The sequence below is a fragment of the Jeotgalibacillus malaysiensis genome (assembly GCF_044789845.1).
GTDB lineage: Bacteria > Bacillota > Bacilli > Bacillales > Jeotgalibacillaceae > Jeotgalibacillus > Jeotgalibacillus malaysiensis_A.
Genome location: NZ_CP085252.1, coordinates 2,533,804 through 2,556,597, shown reverse-complemented (window position 1 = coordinate 2,556,597; position 22,794 = coordinate 2,533,804). Strand labels below are relative to the sequence as shown.

The window sequence follows — 22,794 nt, the reverse complement described above, 5'->3', positions numbered from 1 at the left end:
GCAGGGGCGCATTCTAAACTTGGAGCTGTCCAGCTTCAGGCGCTAGCTCCTCGGGTCATAAGCCACGCAGCGGCAAACAGGAAAACCACCCGTTTTCCGCTCCGCGTCTTATGCCTGTCGGATCTGAACGAGCGCCTTCAGCATTTCTATTGGGAGGTTTAACTCATGCCAAAAGGAGAAGGTAAATTACTTGCGCAAAATAAAAAAGCGCGTCATGACTATTTTATAGAAGAAACGTTCGAAGCGGGCATCGTGCTTCAGGGAACGGAAATCAAATCGATCCGCAGGGGACGTGTCAACCTTAAGGATTCATTTGCGCGAATCAGTAACGGCGAAGTGTTTTTAAATAATGCACACATCAGTCCTTATGAAGAAGGGAACCGGTATAATCATGATCCGCTGCGTGAAAGAAAGCTGCTTTTGCATAAACAGCAGATTAATAAATTAATAGGCTTAACAAAACAGCAGGGTTATTCAATCGTCCCGCTTAAGCTGTATATTAAAGACGGATATGCAAAAGTGCTGATTGGTCTTGGTAAAGGTAAGAAGAAATACGATAAGCGTGAGACGATGAAGCAGAAGGATGCGAAGCGTGAAGTGGCACGTGCACTGAAAGAGCGCCAGCGGTAAGGCTTTCCAGTTGAAAAAAGACGGTACTATGTTATAATTGATTATGCTGCTAACAGCGGCAGGACAACCGGATTGAATTCCGGATCCCGTACTGAACCAGGTTAACGCCTGTTTCATCCTTATCATGGGGACGTTACGGATTCGACAGGAATGGTTCGAGCTTGAGTTGCGAGTCGGAGGGATCGTCTCCGTCATCAACGTCAACAAAAATAGTTAACAACAAACAAGATTACGCTCTAGCTGCCTAATAAGCACTTGAGGCCTCACTTGTCTATCACCCATGTAGACCTGCCTGAGGTTCACTTATAGTGGGATACGCAGTCTGCTGCCACCTGAAGCAGCCTGAAGAGACTAATCAGGATAGCCGTTCGGACGCCTGTCAGTTGGCATAAGTTACGGTGAAATGCGAATAGGCTGACTACGCTCGTAGAAGCTCAAGTATTGAAGTTTCTGGACGTGGGTTCGACTCCCACCGTCTCCACCAAATTAAAACGGTGGAAATACTGATATATATAAGTTTATAAGCAACAGGGATATTGAACGGGAGATGAACTCTTCTGTAATATCCCTGTTTTTTTATGTGGTTTGCGAACTCTGGTTCAACTCCTTAACTAAATTCAAGGAGCGATTATATGAAAAGAAACAGAAAACATGGGGTTTTTTCAGTTGAAAACCTTCAAGAAGATTTAGGTTTCTCAGTTTTAAATGAAAATAAGTCGAATAAGCAAAAGTTATCCGTCGTTTTGAAAGCTGTAACAGAACAAATGCATTTAGAAGGAAATAGGATCAGAACTATACAAACATATCAGTATGCATTTAATCAGCTTATACAAAATACAAATATCAATTTTGTGGAAGATTTAAATCAACAAGTAATTTATGATTATCTTGGAAGCTTAAATGTGTCTCAGCAAACCAAATTAATAAGATTGAAATCTATCAAAGCCATACTAGGACGATTCTATAACAATGGATGGATACAAGACCGTTTTTGGAGCGGGATAAAGATTAAAGTAGACAATGAAGTTAAGAAAGGATCTAATGCAGATGATTTACATCAATTGTTGTCTGTAATAGATAAATCAAATTTCATTGGATTCAGAGATAGTGTGGCAATAATCACATTATATAAAACAGGAATCCGTATCAAAACTTTAGGGTGTTTAGAAATTAAGCATATAGACTTTGTTGGTAAGCAACTCGTTTTAGACGGATCGGTTTTAAAAAATCACAACAGTCTAAAACTTCCACTCGATGATGAGCTATTAAAAATGTTTCTTAAACTCATAGATCTTAATTCGAGAATTAAAAAGTACTATGGTACTGAACATTCTTTTATATTTATCACTCAAAATGGTTTGCCAGTATGTAAAACAAAATCCTCAAATTGTGCGATTTCAAAGCAGCTAAATAGGTATTCAAAGAAATATGGTTTTAAAAATATAAATGCTCATTCAATAAGAAGAGCCTATGCTAAAAATTTATTAAATAATGGAGCAAGTGTAGCATTAATTTCAAAAGCACTGGGACACAGTGATATTTCAGTGACTACAAAGTATTTATACTTAGATGTAGATGAGGTTGCGAATAACCTACGACAATATATGAACAATCCAAATTAAATTTTAAAATATCAGTTTGTTTAATGATAAATATTAGCTATATAGCTTTGTTTGATTAGACATATAACAATTAAGTTGATTTAGGAGTGAAATGATGGATAAAAATGTAATCAGAGAGTATATAAAAAATAATAAAAGAATTAATTATCATTTTGATTATGAAGAAGATAGCGGAAAAGTTAAGTTGTTCAATGATGAAGGGTACGAAATAGATCCGAAAATTGCTTTAGCATTGGCTGAAGAATTGAATCACACATATAAAAATATGAGTGAATATGACTTGAATGAAATCAAAAAACAAAATGCCGAAAATGAATATTGGCATTATACTCTTTGTTATGGACCTAATTCATTAGAAACAGCTTTTCGCAAAAATTTAAAAAGGAAGTGGTCTTTTAGCTGTAAAAATTGCGGGAAAAAAGTATCAAGCGATAAAGATAAGAGTTGGTGGAGAATAAGTGGTCCTAATTATGAATCGAGTAATAAATATTGTTCTAAGAAGTGTATAGATCCAATAATTTCTGATATACGTTCTGATCTAAAGGCTAGTATGTATAAAAGTTTTGATGTTCAATAATGAACATTAATTTCTTGAAGTATTTCTAAAAGCTATTGAAATAGAAAATTAATATGAGTATAATCTTCATGAGTAAAACAAGAAATGGATAAAAAATAATAAATTCCCCATAAATAATCTATTTACACTCTTTATATTTTTGCTTCTTTGAGAGTGTGGATAGATTTATCTTATGTAATTAAGTGTGAGATAGGACATGTCAATTTATACTTTTTCATATTCAAATATAAAGATGATTGTTAAAAGTAGTAGTTAATATTTAATTAATTTTAATTTATTTTCTGTGCAAGATTACTCTCTATAAGGAGAGGTATATAATATTACTTAGAGGGTAATCTTGCACAGAACCTTATACGTGAAAGTATTAATGAAAATATAAAGAAAGCAGGAGAATTTTTGCCAAAAGAATGGACACTAACTAACGCAGTAAAAAAATTTACCCCACACCAACTAGAATCTTTAAAAAAGAACAAGGGAAATATGAATAGACGTCAAATAGATTCTCTTATAAAAGAAATGGAATGCTATTATGAGTCAGTTGAAGAAAAAGGAAGAGGTAAAAATCGAGTTTTTTATACAGATAATAAGAGAAAAGAAAAAGTTAAAAAAAGAGACTTCAGACAATATAATAAGGGACAAGCACCTGCTCACTCAAAGTACTTAGCACTTATGGTAATGAATAAGATTGCTAATGTAGATAACATAGCTAGAACTAAGAACGGTTGGGCATCTTATTTTGGTGTTATCTCCCCTGCTGAACAAGATATTATGAGTGGTATTTTTAATAAAGAGTCTATAAAACCATATCATAAATACATGAATAAAATGGGTATCCTTGAAGACTTAGAAGAGCAAGTTTTTCAAGATATTGCAAATACTATAGGTAGGGTTAGTAAAGTACATTTGTTTAATGTATTTAAGCAGGCTTCTGAAAATAATATGGGTTTAATTAGAATAGTCTCTTCTTGGAAAGGTAAAATAAAGAACGTTAGTACACCCATTAATGTAGAAACATCTATTGCAAATGAAATTATTTTAATGGAGAATCAGTTGCTCAAAAAATATGGGATTAGTAAAGCATTTTCTCTTATATATAAGAATGACTCAAAAACTAAATCTTTTAAAGCTGAATGGCTTGAATATATCAAAAACGTTACAGATCTAAACGGAAACGTAATGAACTTGCAATATATATATGAAGTATTTCAGATAAAAATATTAGCAGAGGATGTTTTTAAAAAATATATTGATTCACATTACCCTGATGAATCTGAGGATTTTGACGAAAATTATAACGAAATTCAATATCATCATCAATTACTTAAATACGTGATTGATAATGCGGAAAGAAAACAAAAAAACTATATTAAAAAGCGTAATGAGAAGTTAAATATCAATAACGAAGATACAAAAGAGTTTCTTTTAAGTATAGGCTACTCAAAAAGTGAAACTGATGAATATATAATCCATAATACGTTTGAAGTATCAATAGATGAACATGTAAACTCACCTTATTTAGATTTACTGGTAAGTGAAAATTATGTAAAATGTGTTAAGCATCTCCATGGAATATTGCACGAAATGAATATTAAGGACTGTGAAAGAATTAAAGAAGAGGTTCGATTATATGACTTGCTGGTTGAGGAAGAGATTGAAAAAATGTCAAAGACAAAGGTAATGACTGAAGATAGACAAAAAGTAGTTCTTGAGAGCTTTTATGAGACCAAACCTGAAAATAAAGATAAAGAAAAATTAGATGAATTTATGGAAATAAACGAGAGTCAAAAAAGTGTAACTACTGACCTCGGGGAAGACGAAGATAATACAATCGTAGAAAGTCTTAAAATATATAATGATATTAATAGTGAATATGAAGCTGCAATGGCAGAAATTAATGAAGAGATTAGAGACTATGAACAAAAATACGGTGATCGAGCCATGGAGTATTTAACATTTGATTCTGCAATGAGGTATTTAAATGGGAAGACAACACTAGATGTATTTGATAAACCAAAAATTGATAATGATAGAGACTACAATATGAAATTTGAAGAGCCTAAAAATGAGAGTGCTAAAGATTATAAAGAAAAACTTGTTTTAAATGAACAATCGCATAAAAATCCTCTCGCAGTATTTGAAAAGATTAGGGGGAAATCTAAATAAGTAAATTTTACATCTTTCAACTTAAAACATACTAAGTACCACATTTACTAGGGAAGGCTTTAGATAAAGTTATTACAATAAAAAGTAATTCAAATTAAAAAATCCCTTACTCAAAGCAGTAAGGGATTTTATTTATCTAAAAGAGAGGTCAACCAACTGGATATTAAGTCTTTCCCTAAAACGAAACCAACAATTAGAAATAACGAATAAATTGTATTTGCTGCTATACTTGTCCAAACAGAATGCCAAAAGTTACTTTTACCATTGTTCTTCTGAAATTGTTGCTGCAAGACTTCTTCAGCTGTTGAGTGAAATTGTTTTGCAGCTACTAAGATATTGTCGAGGTGATTATCTGTTAATAATGCATCTTGAATATCTTTTATTTCTTGATTACTTAGAGAACTTCCTTTTTCACCTTCTTTTTTTGATACTGCTTGGAACATTGTATCTAAAAACCTTCTAATAACCGTGTCTCTTACAGCTTGTGTCACCACTTCTTGCTTGTCGCAAAATTCATTGATTTTAGTAAAGGTAGACTTATCCAAAAAGAGTCACCTTCTTTTTTTGCGCTTTTTTATCCCACTCAAGTATTAAAAACTCGATCCTTAATAACATTTGGTCAGAATCAGAGAAGAATGTATACCTAAATAAAGGTCTGGAATAATGATAAAATGATTTAATGTCCTGTTCAAAGTTTATTCTAATTAAATCCTCATCATAAATTTGCAGATAAATTCCATCCGCTAAAGTATTATAAAAATTCGCAAGTGAATAAATATCTGCAATGAGATTTTCATTACCATTATCATAGGTTTTGAAATGAGAACTATTTGTCTCATTCTCCACTTTCCAAAATTCAATATTATTATTTCCTGCTAATGAAGAGATTAATTTGCTCGCAGTTTTTTTAACCTCTTGATTTTGTTCAATTATACGTTGTGTAAACTCAATTCTTTTAAAATTTTGCTGTCTTTTCAAATGTCGTAATAATAGTAAAATTCCTAAAGCAATTGTCATAGCAGCATATGCTAAAATCATACTGTTTAAAATTTCTACGGTTTGAAATATATTCATTCTTTCTCCTCTCGACTAGAAATAAATCAATATAGAAAATTCTACTATATTGCTGAATAAATATCGATACTTTTATAGGTAAAAATGTTGTGTAATCTAGAAGTTTGGTCTACTTAGATGTTAATGAATACCAAATATTATGCCTTTATGGCAGGTTTTTAAGAAATTACTTTTAAATATAAAGTTTTTAATAATAAAATGTTGATTTTATTCAGTCGCAGGATTTCATCTTTTTTGTAAATTTCTCCTGGATAATTATTCACCATATTATGTAATTCAGTTGTGTAAGCCTATTTAACTATTTATAATATTAATAGATAGGTCTGTAATATTAAAAATTCTATTTAAAGGAGAATAAAAGTATGGCATTTAGATTAAACAAAGTAGATTCAGCAAATTTTGATTCACCAATTGAAATGTATAATGATTATAAAAAGAAGAAAATTATGGGGTTGCTAGATTACCAGTCTGCAATGATAGAATCTTACATGAAAGACGGATTTAAGAAGTCAGATGTTGCTCTCGAACTACCTACAGGCAGCGGGAAAACATTGATTGGATTATTAATTGCAGAATATCGAAGAAGAAAAAACAAAGAGAAAGTCGTTTTTGTCTGTCCTAATAATCAGTTAGTAAATCAAGTAGTTGATATGGCTAACAATCAATATGAAATTAAAGCAACCGCATTTACCGGAAAGAGGAGAGATTATGATCCGAATTCTGTATCTAAATATACTACCGCTCAAACAATTGCGGTAACCAATTATAGTAGTATTTTTAATACTAATTCCTTCTTTGATGATGCAGATTTATTGATTTTTGATGATGCCCATGGTGCAGAAAACTACATATCCAGTAATTGGAGCTTAAACATCTCTAGGCATGAAGATGAAAATTTGTTTGTCTCATTAATTCAAGCATTAAAAGATGAAATTGGAGAAGGTGTCTATAATAAAATTGCTGATGACTCACCGTCAACTAATGATTTACAGTGGGTTGATAAAGTACCTCAATCAAAATTTATAGATGCAATTAGCAATATTAGTCCTATAATAGATGCACAAACAGAAGAAACAAATTTAGTTTACCCTTGGAGCAATATAAAATCACATTTAAAGGCTTGCAGCATGTTTATTAGTTGGAACAACATACTAATCCGTCCATTAATACCTCCAACCCAAACCTGTGATTCTTTTGTAAATGCAGGTCAGAGATTATATATGTCAGCTACACTAGGTAAAAGTGGGGAGTTAGAAAGAGTTTTTGGTGTTGAAAAGATCCATCGGCTTCCAATGGTGGCTGAGTGGGATAAGAGAAGTATTGGAAGAAGGTTTTTTATGTTTCCTAATGCTTCGTTTAAAGAAGAGCAAAATAAAGAAATTTATTTAAGAATCAAGGAATTGTCTAAAAGAAATTTAATTCTTACTCAAGACGATTCTACTGTAAAAAAAGTTAAAAAATATTATGAAGGAACATCTACTGAAATATATACAAGTAAGGATATAGAGAAAAGCAAGGAATCATTTGTAAAATCAGATAATTCTGTAGCTATTTTAGCCAACAGGTACGACGGTATAGATTTTGCAGGAGATTCATGCAATATGATGATAATTGCTAATATGCCTAATGCTACTCATTTGCAAGAAAAATTCTTATCAAGAAAAATGGCAGCATCTTTATTATTTAATGAACGTATTAAAACTCGTATTATTCAAGCTATAGGGAGATGCACTAGGTCAAATGAAGATTATTCTGCAGTTTGTGTTTTTGGAAATGAATTAGAAAATGAATTAGTCTCACCAAAAAAATTAAAAGGTTTTCCGCCTGAACTTAGAGCTGAGTTAGAATTTGGATATTCACAATCACAGGAGCAACCAGATATAGATACTTTTTTAGAATTATTAGAATTATTTTTGCAGCAGGGAGAAGAATGGGAAAAGGCAGATGATGAAATTATTTCAACTAGAGATGGTTTTATTACTGATCAGAGTTCCACAGACAATGAGAATAATAAAAAACTTCAAGAGTGTGTAAAGTATGAAGTGAGATATCAATACGCTATTTGGAGAGAAGATTATATAGAAGCGATAAAATTAATTGAACAGATTTTAGCGATTATTGTAACTCCTGAATTAAAAGGTTATAAAGCGTATTGGCACTATTTAGCTGGTGTTGTTGCTAATGAAATATATAAAAACGGAGATTCCTTTTATAAACAAGTAGCAATAGAGAACCTAAGACAAGCATCAACAACTACTCATAGTATAAACTGGTTCTCAAAAATAGTTGAAGAAGAAATTAAAGATGTTGATGAACAAAAAGATAACTATATATATGATTGCTTAGAAAGAATTGAAGATGAGTTTATTAAGAATGGGTATCATAGCCATAGAACTTTTGAAAAAGAAGCAGATGAAATTTTAAGCTTATTAAAAAGTCAAGATGGCAACGAATTCGAAAGAGGACATTTGAGGTTGGGGTTATTATTGGGATATCAGTCTGAAAATGGTAAGGGTAATGCGGATCCTGATCCGTGGTGGATCTTAAATGAATCACTTTGTATAGTAGCAGAAGATAAAATATATGAATCCTCTAATAAAAGCATTCCAACAAATCATGTGAGACAAGCAGCTTCTCATGAAAACTGGATTAAAGATAAAATAAAGATTCTCAAAAGAGATGCTGAAATTATTACTATAATGCTAACTAATGCTTCTAATGTCGATCAGACTGCAGTTACCTATGGTGAGAAAGTTTGGTGGGTTGATCGGGATGAATTTGTCAAATGGTCAGTAAAAGCCATCGAAGCAATAAGAAAAATTAAAAGATCTTTTAGTAGTCAAGGTAATCTGTTGTGGAGAGAAGAAGCAATGAAGATTCTAAAAGAAGATTCAGTGACACCAGAAGACTTTATTGCTTTTATAAAACAAAGAAAATTAGGTTAATGAATAACGAGGAAAATTGAAGATTTTGCGATTACTTATAATGAGGTGTTAAAAGTAGATAAATTCTACTTTTAACACCATTTTTTGACTGGAGTAAAGCTGCTTTTATAAAAAGTCTTCAAAAGCTAAATAATAATTGAAAGACTTAAAAGCGTTTTCTATATTTACGTATTCTGTTGAAAACTGATATCACTAACTCTTACAATAATAAGACTTCTCTTAATTTTAACCTCATTAGTATCTACTGTAACTGCGTTAGTCCTACAGCGTATTTCCGTTAATGTTGCAAAATTAATAGGGAATGGAAACTGAATAACTACCTTGTTTCACGCAAAGCTCTTGAAATTTACCGATTCGACTGAAGTATATCGCTATAATCAAACTCGCTACTATTGATTTTCTACTGCAAAGTAATAGATAACTTCGAGTCAGTTAATCTAATCTTTAAGACTACTTATATCAATATGTATCATATGGGTTTACCCTATTGATACATATTATGGTGATGGTGTATTCTATGTGTATAACGTCTCAAATACATGTATCAAAAAGGATGAGTGAAATGAAGTATGGTTATGCTCGTGTATCGTCTTCTGGTCAAAAGTTAGACTCTCAGATAAAGCTACTTAAAGAGGCAGGTTGCGATAAAGTCTTTCAAGAAAAATTAAGTGGTCGTGAAAAAGAGAATAGAACGGAATTTAATCGATTGTTATCAGTAGTAAAAGATGGTGATGTTGTAGTTGTTACCAAGTTGGATAGGTTTGCTAGAAGTACAAAAGATGCTTTACATATAATAGATGAGTTGAATAAAAGTGGTGTGGACTTGATTGTTTTAAATATGGGTGGAGATAAATTAGATACATCTAAACCTATCGGTAAGTTAATGGTTACTGTGTTGAGTGGGATAGCTGAGTTTGAAGCGGATATGATACGTGAAAGACAAGCAGAAGGTATAGCGCTCGCTAAATCTCGTGGTGTATATAAAGGCAGACCTAAAAAGTATTCCGATCGACATAATGGTTTGCAACACGCATTGGATCTTTATAGTAATAGAGATATCAATAAAATGACTGTTAATCAAATATGCGAGATTACTAAGATTAGTAGAGCAACTTTGTATAGAGAAGCTAAAAGAGTGGGGGACAATTAACACATATTTATAAGCGGGTGATAAGTAAAGGGTACGGAGTAGGTTAAATCACACATTACTGTTTTGTATAAATAGCATTTGCATTATTTAAATTAAAGAATATTGAGAAAATTATTGTTGTAATCAATTAGAATAAAAATTAAAATATAGAAATAACCACTTTCTCTTTTCATCTTTAGCTTGCCGTGGCGCAGAGGAGTGGTTATTTTTATTGGAATTCATTTATTAATAACAGTTCGCTTTATAAATATATTTGGTAGCCATGTGGTCAGATTTCTTTTGAAGAAAATCACTTTTATAAAATTAGATAGAGACTTTTTGTTAGAAGATTAAGGTCGCATATTGACTTAATGGGCTTTTGGCAAGCCTCTCCTTTAATATCTCCTCTTCAGCAAATCCCTCATCAATAAATTTGTTAATCCATTCTTCAATTAAATCATTTTTAAAGTAATCTTTGCTATCCAGAGAAAATGTCACCGTATTATCTACATCACTATAAAAGCTTTTCTTTATTTCCATAGTGACTTTCTGTTCTTCAATTTCCCCTTCAAAAAAGCTCTTCATAATGTTTCGTTTATATCCCATAAGTTTTACCCCTTTTTATGTAATAAATTAATAATAATCATATAATTCAATCTATTCAACTGATAATTTGGGTCTTCGGAATATATAGTGGAATTACTTTCTTAATAGTTTAAAAACAACTGGTGTTTAAATCGGATTTTCTGGTGGGATGTTAGGACAATCAATAGTATTATATAAAAGTATCAATCACATACGAGTGATACGTTGGGGAAAAATAAAATAGTCCAATTTACTTGACCGCGTACTATGGTACACGGTTTATAATATTCATGGGGTGAAATAAGATGATTTATCGCATTAGTGAGTTTGCAGATAAATGTGGAGTTAATAAAGAAACGATTAGATATTACGAGAGAAAAAATTTATTACAAGAACCTCACCGAACGGAAGCTGGTTATCGGATATATTCATATGATGACGTTAAGCGTGTTGGGTTTATTAAACGAATACAGGAACTTGGTTTTTCTTTAAGCGAGATTTATAAATTACTTGGTGTTGTAGATAAAGATGAAGTTCGTTGTCAAGACATGTTCGAATTTGTTTCTAAAAAACAAAAGGAAGTGCAAAAACAAATAAAGGATTTAAAACGAATTGAAACTATGTTAGACGACTTAAAACAACGATGTCCAGATGAAAAGCAATTACATTCGTGTCCAATAATAGAAACATTAACATGAGACATTAACGAAAGGGGCTTTTTTATGAATAAATTTAAGGTAAATATTCAAGGAATGACTTGTACGGGTTGTGAAAAACACGTAGAATCAGCACTTGAAAAGATAGGTGCTAAAAATATTGAGTCTAATTTTCGTCGTGGTGAAGCAGTATTTGAACTGCCCGATGATATTGAGGTTGAAAGTGCAATAAAGGCGATTGATGAAGCAAATTACCAAGCCGGAGAAATTGAAGAAGTATCATCACTAGAAAACGTGGCGTTAATTAATGAAGACGATTATGACCTTCTTATTATTGGTTCTGGTGCTGCTGCCTTTTCTTCGGCAATTAAAGCTATAGAATACGGTGCAAAAGTTGGAATGATTGAGCGTGGAACGGTTGGGGGAACCTGTGTGAATATTGGCTGTGTTCCGTCAAAAACTCTTCTTAGGGCAGGGGAAATCAATCATTTATCAAAAGACAATCCGTTTAAAGGTTTACAAACATCCGCTGGAGAAGTGGATTTAGCTAGTTTAATCACGCAAAAGGATAAATTGGTGAGCGAACTTCGGAATCAAAAATATATGGATTTAATTGATGAATATAATTTTGATTTAATTAAAGGTGAAGCAAAATTCGTTGATGCTAGTACGGTTGAGGTCAATGGGGCAAAGTTATCTGCAAAACGCTTTTTAATTGCAACAGGTGCATCGCCTTCGTTGCCCCAAATTTCAGGACTTGAAAAAATGGACTATTTAACTAGTACAACACTTCTTGAGTTAAAGAAAATACCAAAACGATTAACTGTAATTGGCTCAGGATACATTGGAATGGAGCTTGGACAACTATTTCATCATTTAGGTTCAGAAATAACGCTTATGCAAAGAAGTGAGCGACTTTTAAAGGAGTATGATCCTGAGATTTCAGAGTCAGTTGAAAAAGCGTTAATTAAACAGGGTATAAACCTTGTCAAAGGGGCAACTTTTGAGCGTGTTGAACAAAGTGGAGAGATAAAAAAGGTTTACATAACAGTAAATGGCAGTAAAGAAGTCATTGAATCAGATCAGTTACTTGTTGCCACTGGAAGAAAACCAAATACGGATTCTTTAAATTTAAGTGCAGCAGGTGTTGAAACTGGAAAAAATAATGAAATCCTGATCAATGATTTTGGTCAAACAAGTAATGAAAAGATTTATGCAGCAGGAGATGTGACGTTAGGACCGCAATTTGTATATGTAGCAGCCTATGAAGGTGGAATTATTACTGATAATGCTATCGGTGGATTAAACAAAAAAATAGATTTATCGGTAGTTCCTGCTGTTACGTTTACGAATCCGACGGTTGCAACGGTTGGTTTAACAGAAGAACAAGCAAAAGAGAAAGGGTATGATGTGAAGACATCTGTATTACCTTTAGATGCTGTTCCAAGAGCAATTGTAAACCGTGAAACAACCGGTGTATTTAAACTAGTAGCAGATGCAGAAACACTAAAATTATTAGGGGTTCATATTGTATCTGAGAATGCAGGAGATGTCATCTATGCAGCATCATTAGCTGTTAAATTTGGCTTAACGATAGAAGATTTAACAGAAACCCTAGCACCATATTTAACAATGGCTGAAGGGCTAAAATTAGCTGCACTTACGTTCGATAAAGATGTTTCGAAATTATCTTGTTGTGCAGGCTAAGGGAACTTTTTTTACAACTCCCTATTCAAGTGAACCAGCTAATACTGTACTAAAGGTGTGCAGTAGTTTAGCAAAGTCTACAAAAGATTTCATACACTATTTTGCGATCACCCATTATATAAATGCTTTAAGGGATTTTCTAAGTGCATTTGTGGTCACAAAAATAATTTAACACTGATGATTTCGACATCAAATCTATAATTGATACCTTAACACCGCAGAGTAATAAAGGATGAACAATATGTCAGACTTATTATCCCTACCAGACATTAAAACAATAGAACCACCACAAGAAAATGAAACCGATATGATGTTTAAAGTTGAAGCAGTCGGACCACCTGAACGTTGTCCTGAATGTGGTTTTGACAAGTTGTACAAACACAGTTCAAGAAATCAACTAATTATGGATTTGCCCATTCGTTTAAAGCGAGTGGGCTTACAATTGAACCGTAGACGATACAAGTGTCGTGAATGCGGATCTACCTTCTGGGAACGCCTAATATCTGTAGATGAAAAGCGTAGTATGACCAAAAGGCTTTTAAAGTCCATTCAAGAGCAATCCATGTCTAAGACCTTTGTAGAAGTCGCAGAAAGCGTTGGTGTTGACGAGAAAACTATTAGGAACGTTTTTAAGGACTATGTGGCACTCAAAGAACGTGAATACCAGTTTGAAACTCCTAAGTGGCTTGGGATAGACGAGATACATATTATCCGTAGACCTCGGCTTGTATTGACTAATATTGAACGCAGGACTATTTATGACATCAAGCCAAACCGTAACAAGGAAACAGTCATCCAACGTCTTTCAGAAATCAGTGACAGGACTTATATTGAGTACGTCACAATGGATATGTGGAAGCCTTACAAAGACGCAGTGAACACTATCCTTCCACACGCTAAAGTTGTCGTAGATAAGTTTCATGTAGTTAGAATGGCTAATCAAGCCTTAGATAACGTCAGAAAGTCTTTGAAAGCCCATATGAGCCAAAAAGAAAGACGTACCCTTATGCGTGAAAGGTTTATCCTTCTAAAGCGTAAACACGATCTAAATGAACGTGAATCATTCCTCTTAGATACTTGGTTAGGTAATCTTCCTGCTTTAAAAGAAGCCTATGAACTCAAAGAAGAGTTTTACTGGATATGGGATACTCCTGATCCAGATGAAGGTCGTCTTCGTTATAGTCAATGGAGACACCGTTGTATGTCCAGTAACTCTAAAGCCGCATATAAAGACCTCGTGAGAGCCGTAGACAACTGGCATGTCGAAATATTCAACTACTTTGATAAAAGGCTCACTAACGCTTATACGGAGTCAATTAACAGCATTATTAGGCAGGTAGAGCGAATGGGTAGAGGTTACTCGTTTGATGCCTTACGAGCCAAAATCCTTTTCAATGAGAAGCTCCATAAAAAGCGTAAGCCACGATTTAATTCAAGTGCTTTCAATAAAGCTATGTTATACGATACTTTCAATTGGTATGAAGTGAATGATCACGACATTACAGACAACTTTGGTGTCGATTTTTCCACACTTATTAAGAATTTGGAGAAGGGTGATTTATAAGCCCTTTTCCACCATGAAATCTGAATACCCGATAATTTATTTAAAATTATGCATATCTATCTCATGTTTTGGTGTGAAAAATATAAATGATTGTTTGCAAGCACTAAAATAAAGAGTATTGAGATAATATCGATTAAAAGTTAAAATATAGAAATAACCACTTTCTCTTTAAATGATTAGCTTGTCCGAGCGCAGAGGAGTGGTTATTTTTATAATAAATATAATAGGAGAATCACAGAATGAAAAAGAGCATGAACTATTTAATCTTACTTTTAACAATTGTATTTATGGTAGGTTGTAACACTGTAGAGGATGTCACTACAGATGTAGATTTAGAAGCTGAAGCAGCAACAGAAACAGAAACAGAAACAGAAACAGATTTTCAAGAGTCCGTAGATGAAAGTAACGTAGATAGTAAAGAAGATACTTCTATTGAAACAACTGTTGAGGAAGTAGAAGGAAATGAAACATCAGATCTTTCCAATAGTGAATTATTTGAGGGGTACGAACTTGTGGAAGTCGATGGTGGAGACTTATCTGGGTATCGTGAACCTAACGTTGTTGTTGATATTGGTTTTGGAGATCGTGAATATTGGGCGTTTACGAATGAACATGGGCAGCTTATCAAAGTCATTGCCAAAGAAATCATTCTACAAGATGATACTACTGAAGACGTTACATCAGCTGGAAGGTACTATTCTGATGAAGCAAAAGTTCCAGGTGTTGAAAGTGATGTGTTAGATGAAGGTCATATTATTGCCGATTCTCTCGGAGGCGTATCAAATGCTTATAATATTACTCCACAAGAAAGTACGCTCAACAGACACGGGGATCAAGCGTATATGGAAAACGAAATTCGTAGAGCTGGTGGAGCAAGCGATTTTGAAGCACTTATCACGTACCCTGACAACGAAACACAGATCCCATCAAGTTATCAATACACTTACACGTTAAATGGCAATGTCATTGTTGATACATTTGATAATGTTAACCCTGATGAGGTTAACGAATCACTTGGTTTAACAGAGAGTGAGCCTGTTGAGTCCACAGAATCAAATGAAACAGGTGATGTTTCTAGTGTTGATACAAATGGAAATGGTCAAGTTACAATACAGGAAGCAAAGGATGCAGGGTTCACGATGCCGATCATGAGTGACCACTGGCTTTACCCATATATGCGTGATAATGATGGAGACGGAATGGTTGGAGAGTAAACAATTAATATTTGAAAGCGCATAGATGCACAATCTATGCGTTTTTAAGTTCAATAAAGAGAATTTATTTAACACAAATAAAATTACTCAATAATTGTTGCTATAAAAATATATTCAGATTGAAGAGACGGTTAAATTTGAATAGAAAACGATATTTAATCATAGGAGCGGTTCTGCTTTATATTGTAGAGTTTCCTATCGTTGTAAATAATTTAATGGCATTTAAAATTGGTACAGTGTATGGAGAAACTGCAACTTGGATTACTTTTTTGGCTCAGGAAGTTGTAAATAAGTTATATAAAAATCACTTAAAAAACTAACGAATAGATAATACAAAGAACTTTAAAATTAAAGAAAATTTATAGTGAGTATTAGTTGAAAATGTAGTGAAAAGTAATTTGGGGTGTTTCCTAATTCTATTGAAATCAATTATGCTAGTTATATGGATATAAGCGTAGAAGCTTACTACATATTTATCAAAAAATTGCTACCTGTAGGCATTCACTGCAGCACCTGATTTTGTAACTACTTGTACAGGTGCAGGGCGCTAATCCTTCACACACAACACAAAGGGGCATAAATGATGGCAGATAAACAGTATTATTCTCAACGTAACGGACTGTACAGTGACGGTGACTTTTATATGGATGAAGATGATTTACAAAGGTATTTTAATGGTCTTTATCAAGAGTTTTTAGACGGTGGTTTCTTATCAGAAGTACCTCGTTTTAAATCTGTAGAAATTGAATTGCTGTCTGCAGAGAAATTCGGCAAGTTCCATTTGTTGCCTTTTAATAATGAGAAGATTTATTCATATGATGATATTTTCGACTTTATAGAATATTTCTATGAAAACATAACGCTACCTGAAGATTATCAGCTATCAATTATGGATGGTGAGGAGATTCCTGGAAAACGGATTCCAGATAGCGACTTGGCTCCTTTGGCTGAAATAAAAGAGAAGTACAGAAAGAAAACAAATAGAATATTATCCAAATATGAAGATGGCTACGAATTGACTGAAGATGGTTATGTCCGGGAATTAGTCGATAACGGGATGGAAAAATTGCTAGATGCAGAACAGGTATTTCCTGAAGATGAAAGTGCAAATTCAGCTATAAAATGGGCAAAACAAAATTTCTTTAAGTCAGCCGCAACACTGGAAGATAAAAGAACCGCAGTTATTGAACTAGGTAGGGTACTAGAAAACCTTCAGAAAAGTAATCAGTTGCCCTTCAATAAAACTGATGAAAATGACATTTTTAATCTCTTAAATGGCTTTAATATTAGACATTATAAACCAAAACAGAAGCCGAATTATGATGAAGAAATCTTTTACCCGTGGATTTTCTTTAACCTGTTATCTGCTATTGATGCTGCTATAAAGATTCAGAAAAGGAATGAAGGTATGTAAAGGTATTTTAAAAAATTGGCAGATGTTCGTAGAACCATTATGTATAATTATTGGTATCTCCTTATGTGTAAGATCATTGCGATAGCAATAAGCACTATTAAACTTCAACCAACAAGAAACAAAGGTATTACTGGACTAACCCAAATATTAATGAGTATAATTAAAATCGAGGAATTGAACCGAGTTCGTAAAAAAGTTATACTCCCTAAAGCTAAAAAACTATATATCAGAAGCTTCAAACCCAGTTGGCATAAGTTACGGTGAAATGCGAATAGGCTGACTACGCTCGTAGAAGCTTAAGTATTGAAGTTTCTGGACGTGGGTTCGACTCCCACCGTCTCCACCAAATAAATATTTGGTGGTTTTTTTAATTTCATTGATTTTCAATAGACTTCTAAAACATTGAGATAAAAGGAAATACACCAGAGTTTTCACATATTCTCAGGATTTATAGCAGTTTAAAACAAAATGAACAGCATGATTCCAGCAAAAAAACAGTAATAAGAAAAGTAGATTAGTTTACCGCTTTTCATTATGCCAATAAGCCATTTCATCGCAACGTAAGTCATTAAAAGTGTTGAAATAAATGCTAACAGATAAGGAACAACCAAATCTGATTTGTCAGGCTCATTGATGAAATCAGAAAACCCAAGAACTACACCGCCAAGGCTGACAGGTATATAAAGCAAGAATGAAAACCTCAGCGCTGTATCCTGTTTCATTCCTACAGCAATGGAAGAAATAATTGTAGCGCCTGAACGGCTTATCCCCGGCATTAAGGCAAGTGACTGGCCAAACCCTACAATGAAGGAATCCTTAATAGAAATGTCACCTTCACTTTTTGTCCCCTGTATATTTTTAATTAACCATAAAGCAATTCCAGTCAAAAATAACATAATGGCAATAGTCGTCATACTCGTTTTATCAGCAATAAAGTCATTAAGCAGCAGTCCAAGTACTCCAGCTGGCAGTGTTGCAAGGATTAAAAAGACGACGAACTGAAAATCACTTTTGTAACCTGATTCTTTAGTTCTTATATAACTGATCGAGTTTACGATCAGTCTGAAAACATCACTTCTGTAGATAATGAGAACAGCGAGAAGTGAAGCAGTGTTTGTCAAAATGACAAAAGTGAACCCCTGTTCGCTTAACCCTAATCATTCACTCGCAATCATTACGTGACCGCTTGAAGATACAGGGATCGGTTCTGTAAAACCCTGTACGAAGCCAATGATGATAATGTTGATTAAATACATAAAATCCAGTTCATTCATAATTTCCTCCATGAATTAAGGTGGGCTGAAGATGAACAGCTGTTCGGAGGGTTTTTAACATACGGGCAGATTAAATCCCACATTGGTATCTTAAGTAGTAACATCCCGTCATTCACTTTGTCTAACTCCAATACAGTGTTGCTCATACGATCACCTCATTCATTTCTTTTGATATGCAATGATGTCTCCGGGCTGGCAATTCAGTGCTTTGCATATCCCTTCAAGAGTGGAAAAACGGATTGCTTTTGCTTTATTGTTTTTCAAAGTTGATAGGTTGGCCATCGTGATGCCAACTTGTTCTGACAATTCAGTTACGCTCATTTTCCTCTTTGCTAACATCACATCAATATGAATTATGATCATCAATTTCACCTCAAATTATTAATTCATTTTCACGTTTAAATTCGATTGCTTCCCATAAAAGCTTCTCAAGAATAGCAGCAAAAACACCGATCACCATTGAGGCTCCAGCTAACACTATTCCGATTAATATAAATACCGGGGTATCATCCGACCGTGCCACTACAATAATGAATGGCAGAGCTATTAAAAAAAGAAGACTAATGATCACTGCATATTTTTTAATCAGCTTCAAAGAACTGACGGATTGAGATGAAAAAGCCTGATTTTTATCGATATTTAAAAGTAATTTAAAGGTTTGATACAAGGAAAGAAAATAAGGAACAGCCGCTGCATACATAATCAGAATAAATCCGATTAATACAATCGCTACCGTCTCTCCGTTAATTGCTTCGTCAATCACATCAAAAAACAAAACCGGGAAAGCGTATACACATATGATTAAAATAGGTAATGCCAGAACAAGTAAGGTCAATTTAAGTAAAAAAGTTGATCCTTTTTTCATCATGCACCTCTCGAAAAATTAGTTGATTTTACTTTTTACAACCTTCAAATTTGCCACAATCAGAAAACTCACAATCATTAATAGCAGCCAGGAACTAATCTTTCCTAAATGCACTAATTCCCATGATTCGTTTTGATTGGGGTACTGCCACGCACCGAGAAAAGTAGCGATGTTTTCACCAATCCATATTAAAAATCCGATCAGCAGAAAAAACATGAGGATCGGGATTTTAAAGTACCGGCGATTCACATTAAAGGTCAGCTGAGCCTGAGAAAAAGTCAGCGCTATAAGCACAAACAATATCCAGCGCAGGTCCATAATGTAATGGTGAGTAAAAAAGTTCAGATAGATCGCCGCTGCCAGCGGAACCGCAAGAAGTAGTGAAGGCCATTTGATCAGTTCAACATCAAATCTTCGCCAGAACTGACACAGGTAGCTCGCTACACTTGCATACATAAAGCTGCTGAATAATGGAACGCCATACACTTTAAAAAACGCTTCCCCCGGATAACTCCATGACCCCATATTTACTTTAAAAATCTCCATCGCCAGACCGATTAAGTGAAAGACGGTAATCACCTTTAACTCATCAATACTCTCGATTCCCAGGCGGACCATCAAAACCTGCATGAGCAGGCAAAAGAAAAGCAGCCAGTCATAACGGTCAAACAGTGGCAGATTAAATAATTGTGTTATCCCCAAACAAACGAAGATATAGATCGGGAACATTGCAGATCTGAACTGGTCTAAAGTGAAGCGCCATATATCAACTAAAACAATTTTGCTTTTACTTTCTATATACGCGTTAATAGCTATCCCTCCTCAGCTACATTTTGAATAACTAGATAATATCACCATATTTATCGAAAAACAATAAATAATTATTAAAAATAAATAAAATTATATTAATAAGCAATCTATATAAATGCTTCTTTTTGGATATATATCTTATTAAAGTTTTCTGGTTATCTTAGAAGGAATTAATAAAAGGCTAGAAAATTAATAAAATGATTTAGTTTTAATTCAACTGGCGGAAAAGTCTAAAATTGAAAAATCATGAGGTTGAAATAATCAATTTAAGGATTGAAACGGGTAAACTTTCGGTTGATCTGGCTGGGCTGATTAATTCACAAATTGCAAAGCACTTAGTTGTAATGCGGGATGATCTTAAAGAGGGCGTGACAAAGGGGGTATTGTCAGGCAGTATTCAGAAAATGGTGCGGAGGTTAATGATCTGTTGCTGACAAGAATAAAGTCCCAGATCAGAGAGTTGTATTAGAGTATATTTTATCCTTATTACACGATTAACGGCCACCGAATTTACGATGACCGCTTTGGGAAGAAAACGAATCAATGAAAAATCAGCTTAGGTCTTTCTTCCATAAAAGCCAGCAGGAGAGTATGCTGTCAGCTGGTAATTAAGAAGAAGGGTTGTTGTTAGATATATTTGTTGAAATTTTATTCCATACAGACCGGGTTCATAAGTTTCAATAATATGTTGCCTTGAACAGAGGTTCGCTCGCCTCGGTAAGAAAATGCACGGCCCGTTGGGAATAAGCTTCCGCGTGTAAAAGTACTTAATATATTTTGCAAAACATAAAAAAAGAAACCCAATCAGGTTTCTTTTTTTACCATCTATAAATTGATCTTCTTTACTCTCCACTGCTTTCCCTGATGAGTGTATTGATTCAGCTTGCTTGAAAGTTTACTGGCCTCATGCTGATCCACAAAAAACTTAAACGCTCTATTAAGTGAATCCTTTAATACTTCATGAGTACCATTGTTTTTCCTGTGTAAAATGTACATGTTGTCTGTCAGCTCCTTCATAAACGATTAATTAAATTGTGCCAGATTTAATATGAAAAAGTTGGCGAACCATTGGAAAAAATCCTTTTTTTATTCGACAGATTATGAATGGTTTTTAAGTATTCTGTTATCACAGGGAGAGAACTTAAAAAAATATATTCAGCAATTTGCAAAAACACAATTTAATGATACATAATATAAAAAAATAACCGATATAAGTAGTACGAAAGTTTTATTTTTGACTTCTCTGAATGAGGTGAGGACTTTGCGGTACAATCGGAAGGAAAGCTTCAGATTCGCATTCAAAAAGCCGTTAGAGGCAGCGTTTAAAATTTATGAACTGCATGGTCGTGAGGTGAATTCCCACCCGGGGAAGGCCCTGATGCATGATTTGAGTCCGAGCGGGACTAAGATGAGCTCTCAGCTCAATCTGCCTGTGAGCAACCAGGATGAGCCGGTTAAAATTCATTTACAGTTTATGCTGAATGAAGTGGTATATGAAATGAAAGCAGAATTAGTATGGAAGAGAGTAAGTGGTGATGATTTTCACTATGGTGTTCATTTTTATGCCTCTGATGATGTGAAAGAGGATATCGTAATGCAGCTGAAGCAATATGTAAAGAGAGTTTAAAAATAAAAGAGCGGCTTAATGTGCCGCTCTTTTTTCTATTCAGTCTGAAGCGCAGTGCGTTTTTTAAAGGTCTTCCATGGTTTACGGTTTGCATAATAAATTCCTGCAAAAATAATGATCATGCCCCCAACCAGTGAAGGCGTAATTGGCTCATTAAGTAAGACACTGCCCCAGATCATCGCAGAAACCGGTGCAAGGTACGTAACTGTCGTCGCAAACTCAGGTGATTTCTGCCTGATCATATAATAAAACAGCAGGTAGGCGATCCCTGAACCAAAGCAGCCAAGCCCAATTGCTGAGAGCCAGAAGGACGTATTGTATGTAAAATTCATTACGCTATACCCGTTAATTGTCATCATGATAAGACCAACAATTGCTCCGGTAATCAGAGATGTAGCAGACAGTAGCACAACACCGGTTGCCGGTGTAAAGCGTCTGACGTAATGAGAACCGAACCCATAGCACATTGCCCCGAGCATCATCGTACCAACCCCGATAAATTGTGAACCGAAGATCCCGCCTATTTTAAATTCTATTAACACGAGCACGCCTGTAAAACCAATCAGTATCCCGATCCACTGCTGCAGTTTTAGTCGCTGTTTAAATAGAAAAAATCCGATCAATCCTGCAAAAACCGGAGTGGTGGCATTCAGTACAGATGCTGTATTTGACGCAATTCTCGTTTCGCTCAGTGCAATGAGTGCCCATGGAAGCGCCGCGTTCATAACCCCGATCACAATCAGATGCTTCCACGGAATCGGACGCTCAATTTTTCTCCACTGTACAATCAGAATTGGCAATAAAATCAGCGCGCCTGCTGCACATCTGATAAAAACCGTTCCCCAGACGCCTGATGATTCTGCCAAAATTTTAATAAATACAAACGAAAGGCCCCAGATCAGGCTGAGACCTCCGAGTGCTGCATATGCTCTCATATT

21 protein-coding genes, 1 other RNA gene and 1 pseudogene are annotated in these 22,794 nt (G+C 34.3%); 14 read left to right on the top strand and 9 right to left on the bottom strand.

The window, feature by feature from the left end:
- Positions 1 to 165 precede the first annotated feature (165 nt).
- The 5 genes from smpB (at position 166) to LG330_RS13675 (ending at position 4,992) form a co-directional block, all read left to right on the top strand.
- Positions 166 to 630 carry an SsrA-binding protein SmpB gene (gene smpB / locus LG330_RS13695; protein ID WP_404404707.1) on the top strand — a complete coding sequence of 155 codons (465 nt, stop codon included), beginning with the start codon at positions 166 to 168 and terminating at the stop codon, positions 628 to 630.
- Positions 631 to 756: 126 nt separating this feature from the next.
- Positions 757 to 1,114: a transfer-messenger RNA gene (gene ssrA, locus LG330_RS13690) on the top strand.
- A gap of 148 nt (positions 1,115 to 1,262) precedes the next feature.
- Positions 1,263 to 2,252 carry a tyrosine-type recombinase/integrase gene (locus LG330_RS13685; RefSeq protein WP_404404705.1) on the top strand — a complete coding sequence of 330 codons (990 nt, stop codon included), beginning with the start codon at positions 1,263 to 1,265 and terminating at the stop codon, positions 2,250 to 2,252.
- Between the two features lie 94 nt (positions 2,253 to 2,346).
- Positions 2,347 to 2,829, top strand: coding sequence for a hypothetical protein (locus LG330_RS13680; RefSeq protein WP_404404703.1), 483 nt, complete (start codon positions 2,347 to 2,349; stop codon positions 2,827 to 2,829).
- A gap of 396 nt (positions 2,830 to 3,225) precedes the next feature.
- Positions 3,226 to 4,992, top strand: coding sequence for a hypothetical protein (locus LG330_RS13675; protein WP_404404701.1), 1,767 nt, complete (start codon positions 3,226 to 3,228; stop codon positions 4,990 to 4,992).
- A gap of 128 nt (positions 4,993 to 5,120) precedes the next feature.
- Here the strand turns inward: LG330_RS13675 and LG330_RS13670 are convergent, their stop codons facing one another.
- Both LG330_RS13670 and LG330_RS13665 read right to left on the bottom strand, forming a co-directional pair.
- Positions 5,121 to 5,537, bottom strand: coding sequence for a hypothetical protein (locus LG330_RS13670; RefSeq protein ID WP_404404699.1), 417 nt, complete (start codon positions 5,535 to 5,537; stop codon positions 5,121 to 5,123).
- Positions 5,530 to 6,066 carry a hypothetical protein gene (locus LG330_RS13665; RefSeq protein ID WP_404404697.1) on the bottom strand — a complete coding sequence of 179 codons (537 nt, stop codon included), beginning with the start codon at positions 6,064 to 6,066 and terminating at the stop codon, positions 5,530 to 5,532. Before LG330_RS13665 ends, LG330_RS13670 begins: the two co-directional genes overlap by 8 nt.
- Before the next feature lie 362 nt (positions 6,067 to 6,428).
- Between LG330_RS13665 and LG330_RS13660 the strand changes: the two genes are divergently transcribed.
- On the top strand, positions 6,429 to 9,011 hold the full coding sequence (locus LG330_RS13660; protein ID WP_404404695.1) for a DEAD/DEAH box helicase family protein: 2,583 nt from the start codon (positions 6,429 to 6,431) through the stop codon (positions 9,009 to 9,011).
- 562 nt (positions 9,012 to 9,573) lie between these two features.
- On the top strand, positions 9,574 to 10,161 hold the full coding sequence (locus LG330_RS13655; RefSeq protein WP_404404693.1) for a recombinase family protein: 588 nt from the start codon (positions 9,574 to 9,576) through the stop codon (positions 10,159 to 10,161).
- A gap of 321 nt (positions 10,162 to 10,482) precedes the next feature.
- Here LG330_RS13655 and LG330_RS13650 read toward each other — a convergent pair whose 3' ends face one another.
- A complete protein-coding gene (locus tag LG330_RS13650) occupies positions 10,483 to 10,746 on the bottom strand; it encodes a hypothetical protein (protein ID WP_404404691.1) in 264 nt (87 codons plus the stop codon).
- A 284-nt stretch (positions 10,747 to 11,030) separates the two neighbouring features.
- Between LG330_RS13650 and merR the strand changes: the two genes are divergently transcribed.
- The 6 genes from merR to LG330_RS13620 all read left to right on the top strand — a co-directional run bounded on the left by merR (position 11,031) and on the right by LG330_RS13620 (position 17,280).
- Complete coding sequence (gene merR / locus LG330_RS13645; RefSeq protein ID WP_404404689.1) at positions 11,031 to 11,423, top strand: Hg(II)-responsive transcriptional regulator; 393 nt, start codon at positions 11,031 to 11,033, stop codon at positions 11,421 to 11,423.
- A gap of 24 nt (positions 11,424 to 11,447) precedes the next feature.
- On the top strand, positions 11,448 to 13,088 hold the full coding sequence (merA, locus tag LG330_RS13640) for a mercury(II) reductase (protein ID WP_404404687.1): 1,641 nt from the start codon (positions 11,448 to 11,450) through the stop codon (positions 13,086 to 13,088).
- Between the two features lie 241 nt (positions 13,089 to 13,329).
- Positions 13,330 to 14,652 carry an ISL3 family transposase gene (locus LG330_RS13635; RefSeq protein ID WP_404404685.1) on the top strand — a complete coding sequence of 441 codons (1,323 nt, stop codon included), beginning with the start codon at positions 13,330 to 13,332 and terminating at the stop codon, positions 14,650 to 14,652.
- A 239-nt stretch (positions 14,653 to 14,891) separates the two neighbouring features.
- The gene (locus LG330_RS13630; protein ID WP_404404683.1) at positions 14,892 to 15,866 is read left to right on the top strand and encodes a DNA/RNA non-specific endonuclease; all 975 of its coding nucleotides are present in this window, start codon (positions 14,892 to 14,894) and stop codon (positions 15,864 to 15,866) included.
- A gap of 137 nt (positions 15,867 to 16,003) precedes the next feature.
- Positions 16,004 to 16,186 carry a hypothetical protein gene (locus LG330_RS13625; RefSeq protein WP_404404681.1) on the top strand — a complete coding sequence of 61 codons (183 nt, stop codon included), beginning with the start codon at positions 16,004 to 16,006 and terminating at the stop codon, positions 16,184 to 16,186.
- A 263-nt stretch (positions 16,187 to 16,449) separates the two neighbouring features.
- Complete coding sequence (locus LG330_RS13620) at positions 16,450 to 17,280, top strand: hypothetical protein (protein WP_404404679.1); 831 nt, start codon at positions 16,450 to 16,452, stop codon at positions 17,278 to 17,280.
- Positions 17,281 to 17,738: 458 nt separating this feature from the next.
- On the opposite strand, the pseudogene LG330_RS13615 reads toward LG330_RS13620, so the two are convergent.
- From LG330_RS13615 to LG330_RS13595, 5 genes and pseudogenes are all read right to left on the bottom strand, one after another.
- Positions 17,739 to 18,554, bottom strand: a pseudogene (locus tag LG330_RS13615) (undecaprenyl-diphosphate phosphatase).
- Between the two features lie 159 nt (positions 18,555 to 18,713).
- Entirely contained in the window at positions 18,714 to 18,920 is a 207-nt protein-coding gene (locus LG330_RS13610; protein WP_404404677.1) for a helix-turn-helix domain-containing protein, read from the bottom strand.
- Positions 18,921 to 18,927: 7 nt separating this feature from the next.
- A complete protein-coding gene (locus LG330_RS13605) occupies positions 18,928 to 19,419 on the bottom strand; it encodes a DUF2975 domain-containing protein (RefSeq protein ID WP_404404675.1) in 492 nt (163 codons plus the stop codon).
- Between the two features lie 18 nt (positions 19,420 to 19,437).
- Entirely contained in the window at positions 19,438 to 20,148 is a 711-nt protein-coding gene (locus LG330_RS13600; protein WP_404404673.1) for a DUF817 domain-containing protein, read from the bottom strand.
- Positions 20,149 to 21,054: 906 nt separating this feature from the next.
- Positions 21,055 to 21,225 (bottom strand): hypothetical protein, encoded by a 171-nt coding sequence (locus LG330_RS13595; protein WP_404404671.1) that lies wholly within the window; start codon positions 21,223 to 21,225, stop codon positions 21,055 to 21,057.
- Positions 21,226 to 21,481: 256 nt separating this feature from the next.
- Between LG330_RS13595 and LG330_RS13590 the strand changes: the two genes are divergently transcribed.
- A complete protein-coding gene (locus LG330_RS13590; RefSeq protein ID WP_404409613.1) occupies positions 21,482 to 21,856 on the top strand; it encodes a PilZ domain-containing protein in 375 nt (124 codons plus the stop codon).
- A 35-nt stretch (positions 21,857 to 21,891) separates the two neighbouring features.
- On the opposite strand, the gene LG330_RS13585 is transcribed toward LG330_RS13590, so the two are convergent.
- Positions 21,892 to 22,791: a DMT family transporter gene (locus LG330_RS13585; protein WP_404404669.1), complete on the bottom strand. Its 900-nt coding sequence runs from the start codon at positions 22,789 to 22,791 to the stop codon at positions 21,892 to 21,894.
- Positions 22,792 to 22,794: the final 3 nt, after the last annotated feature.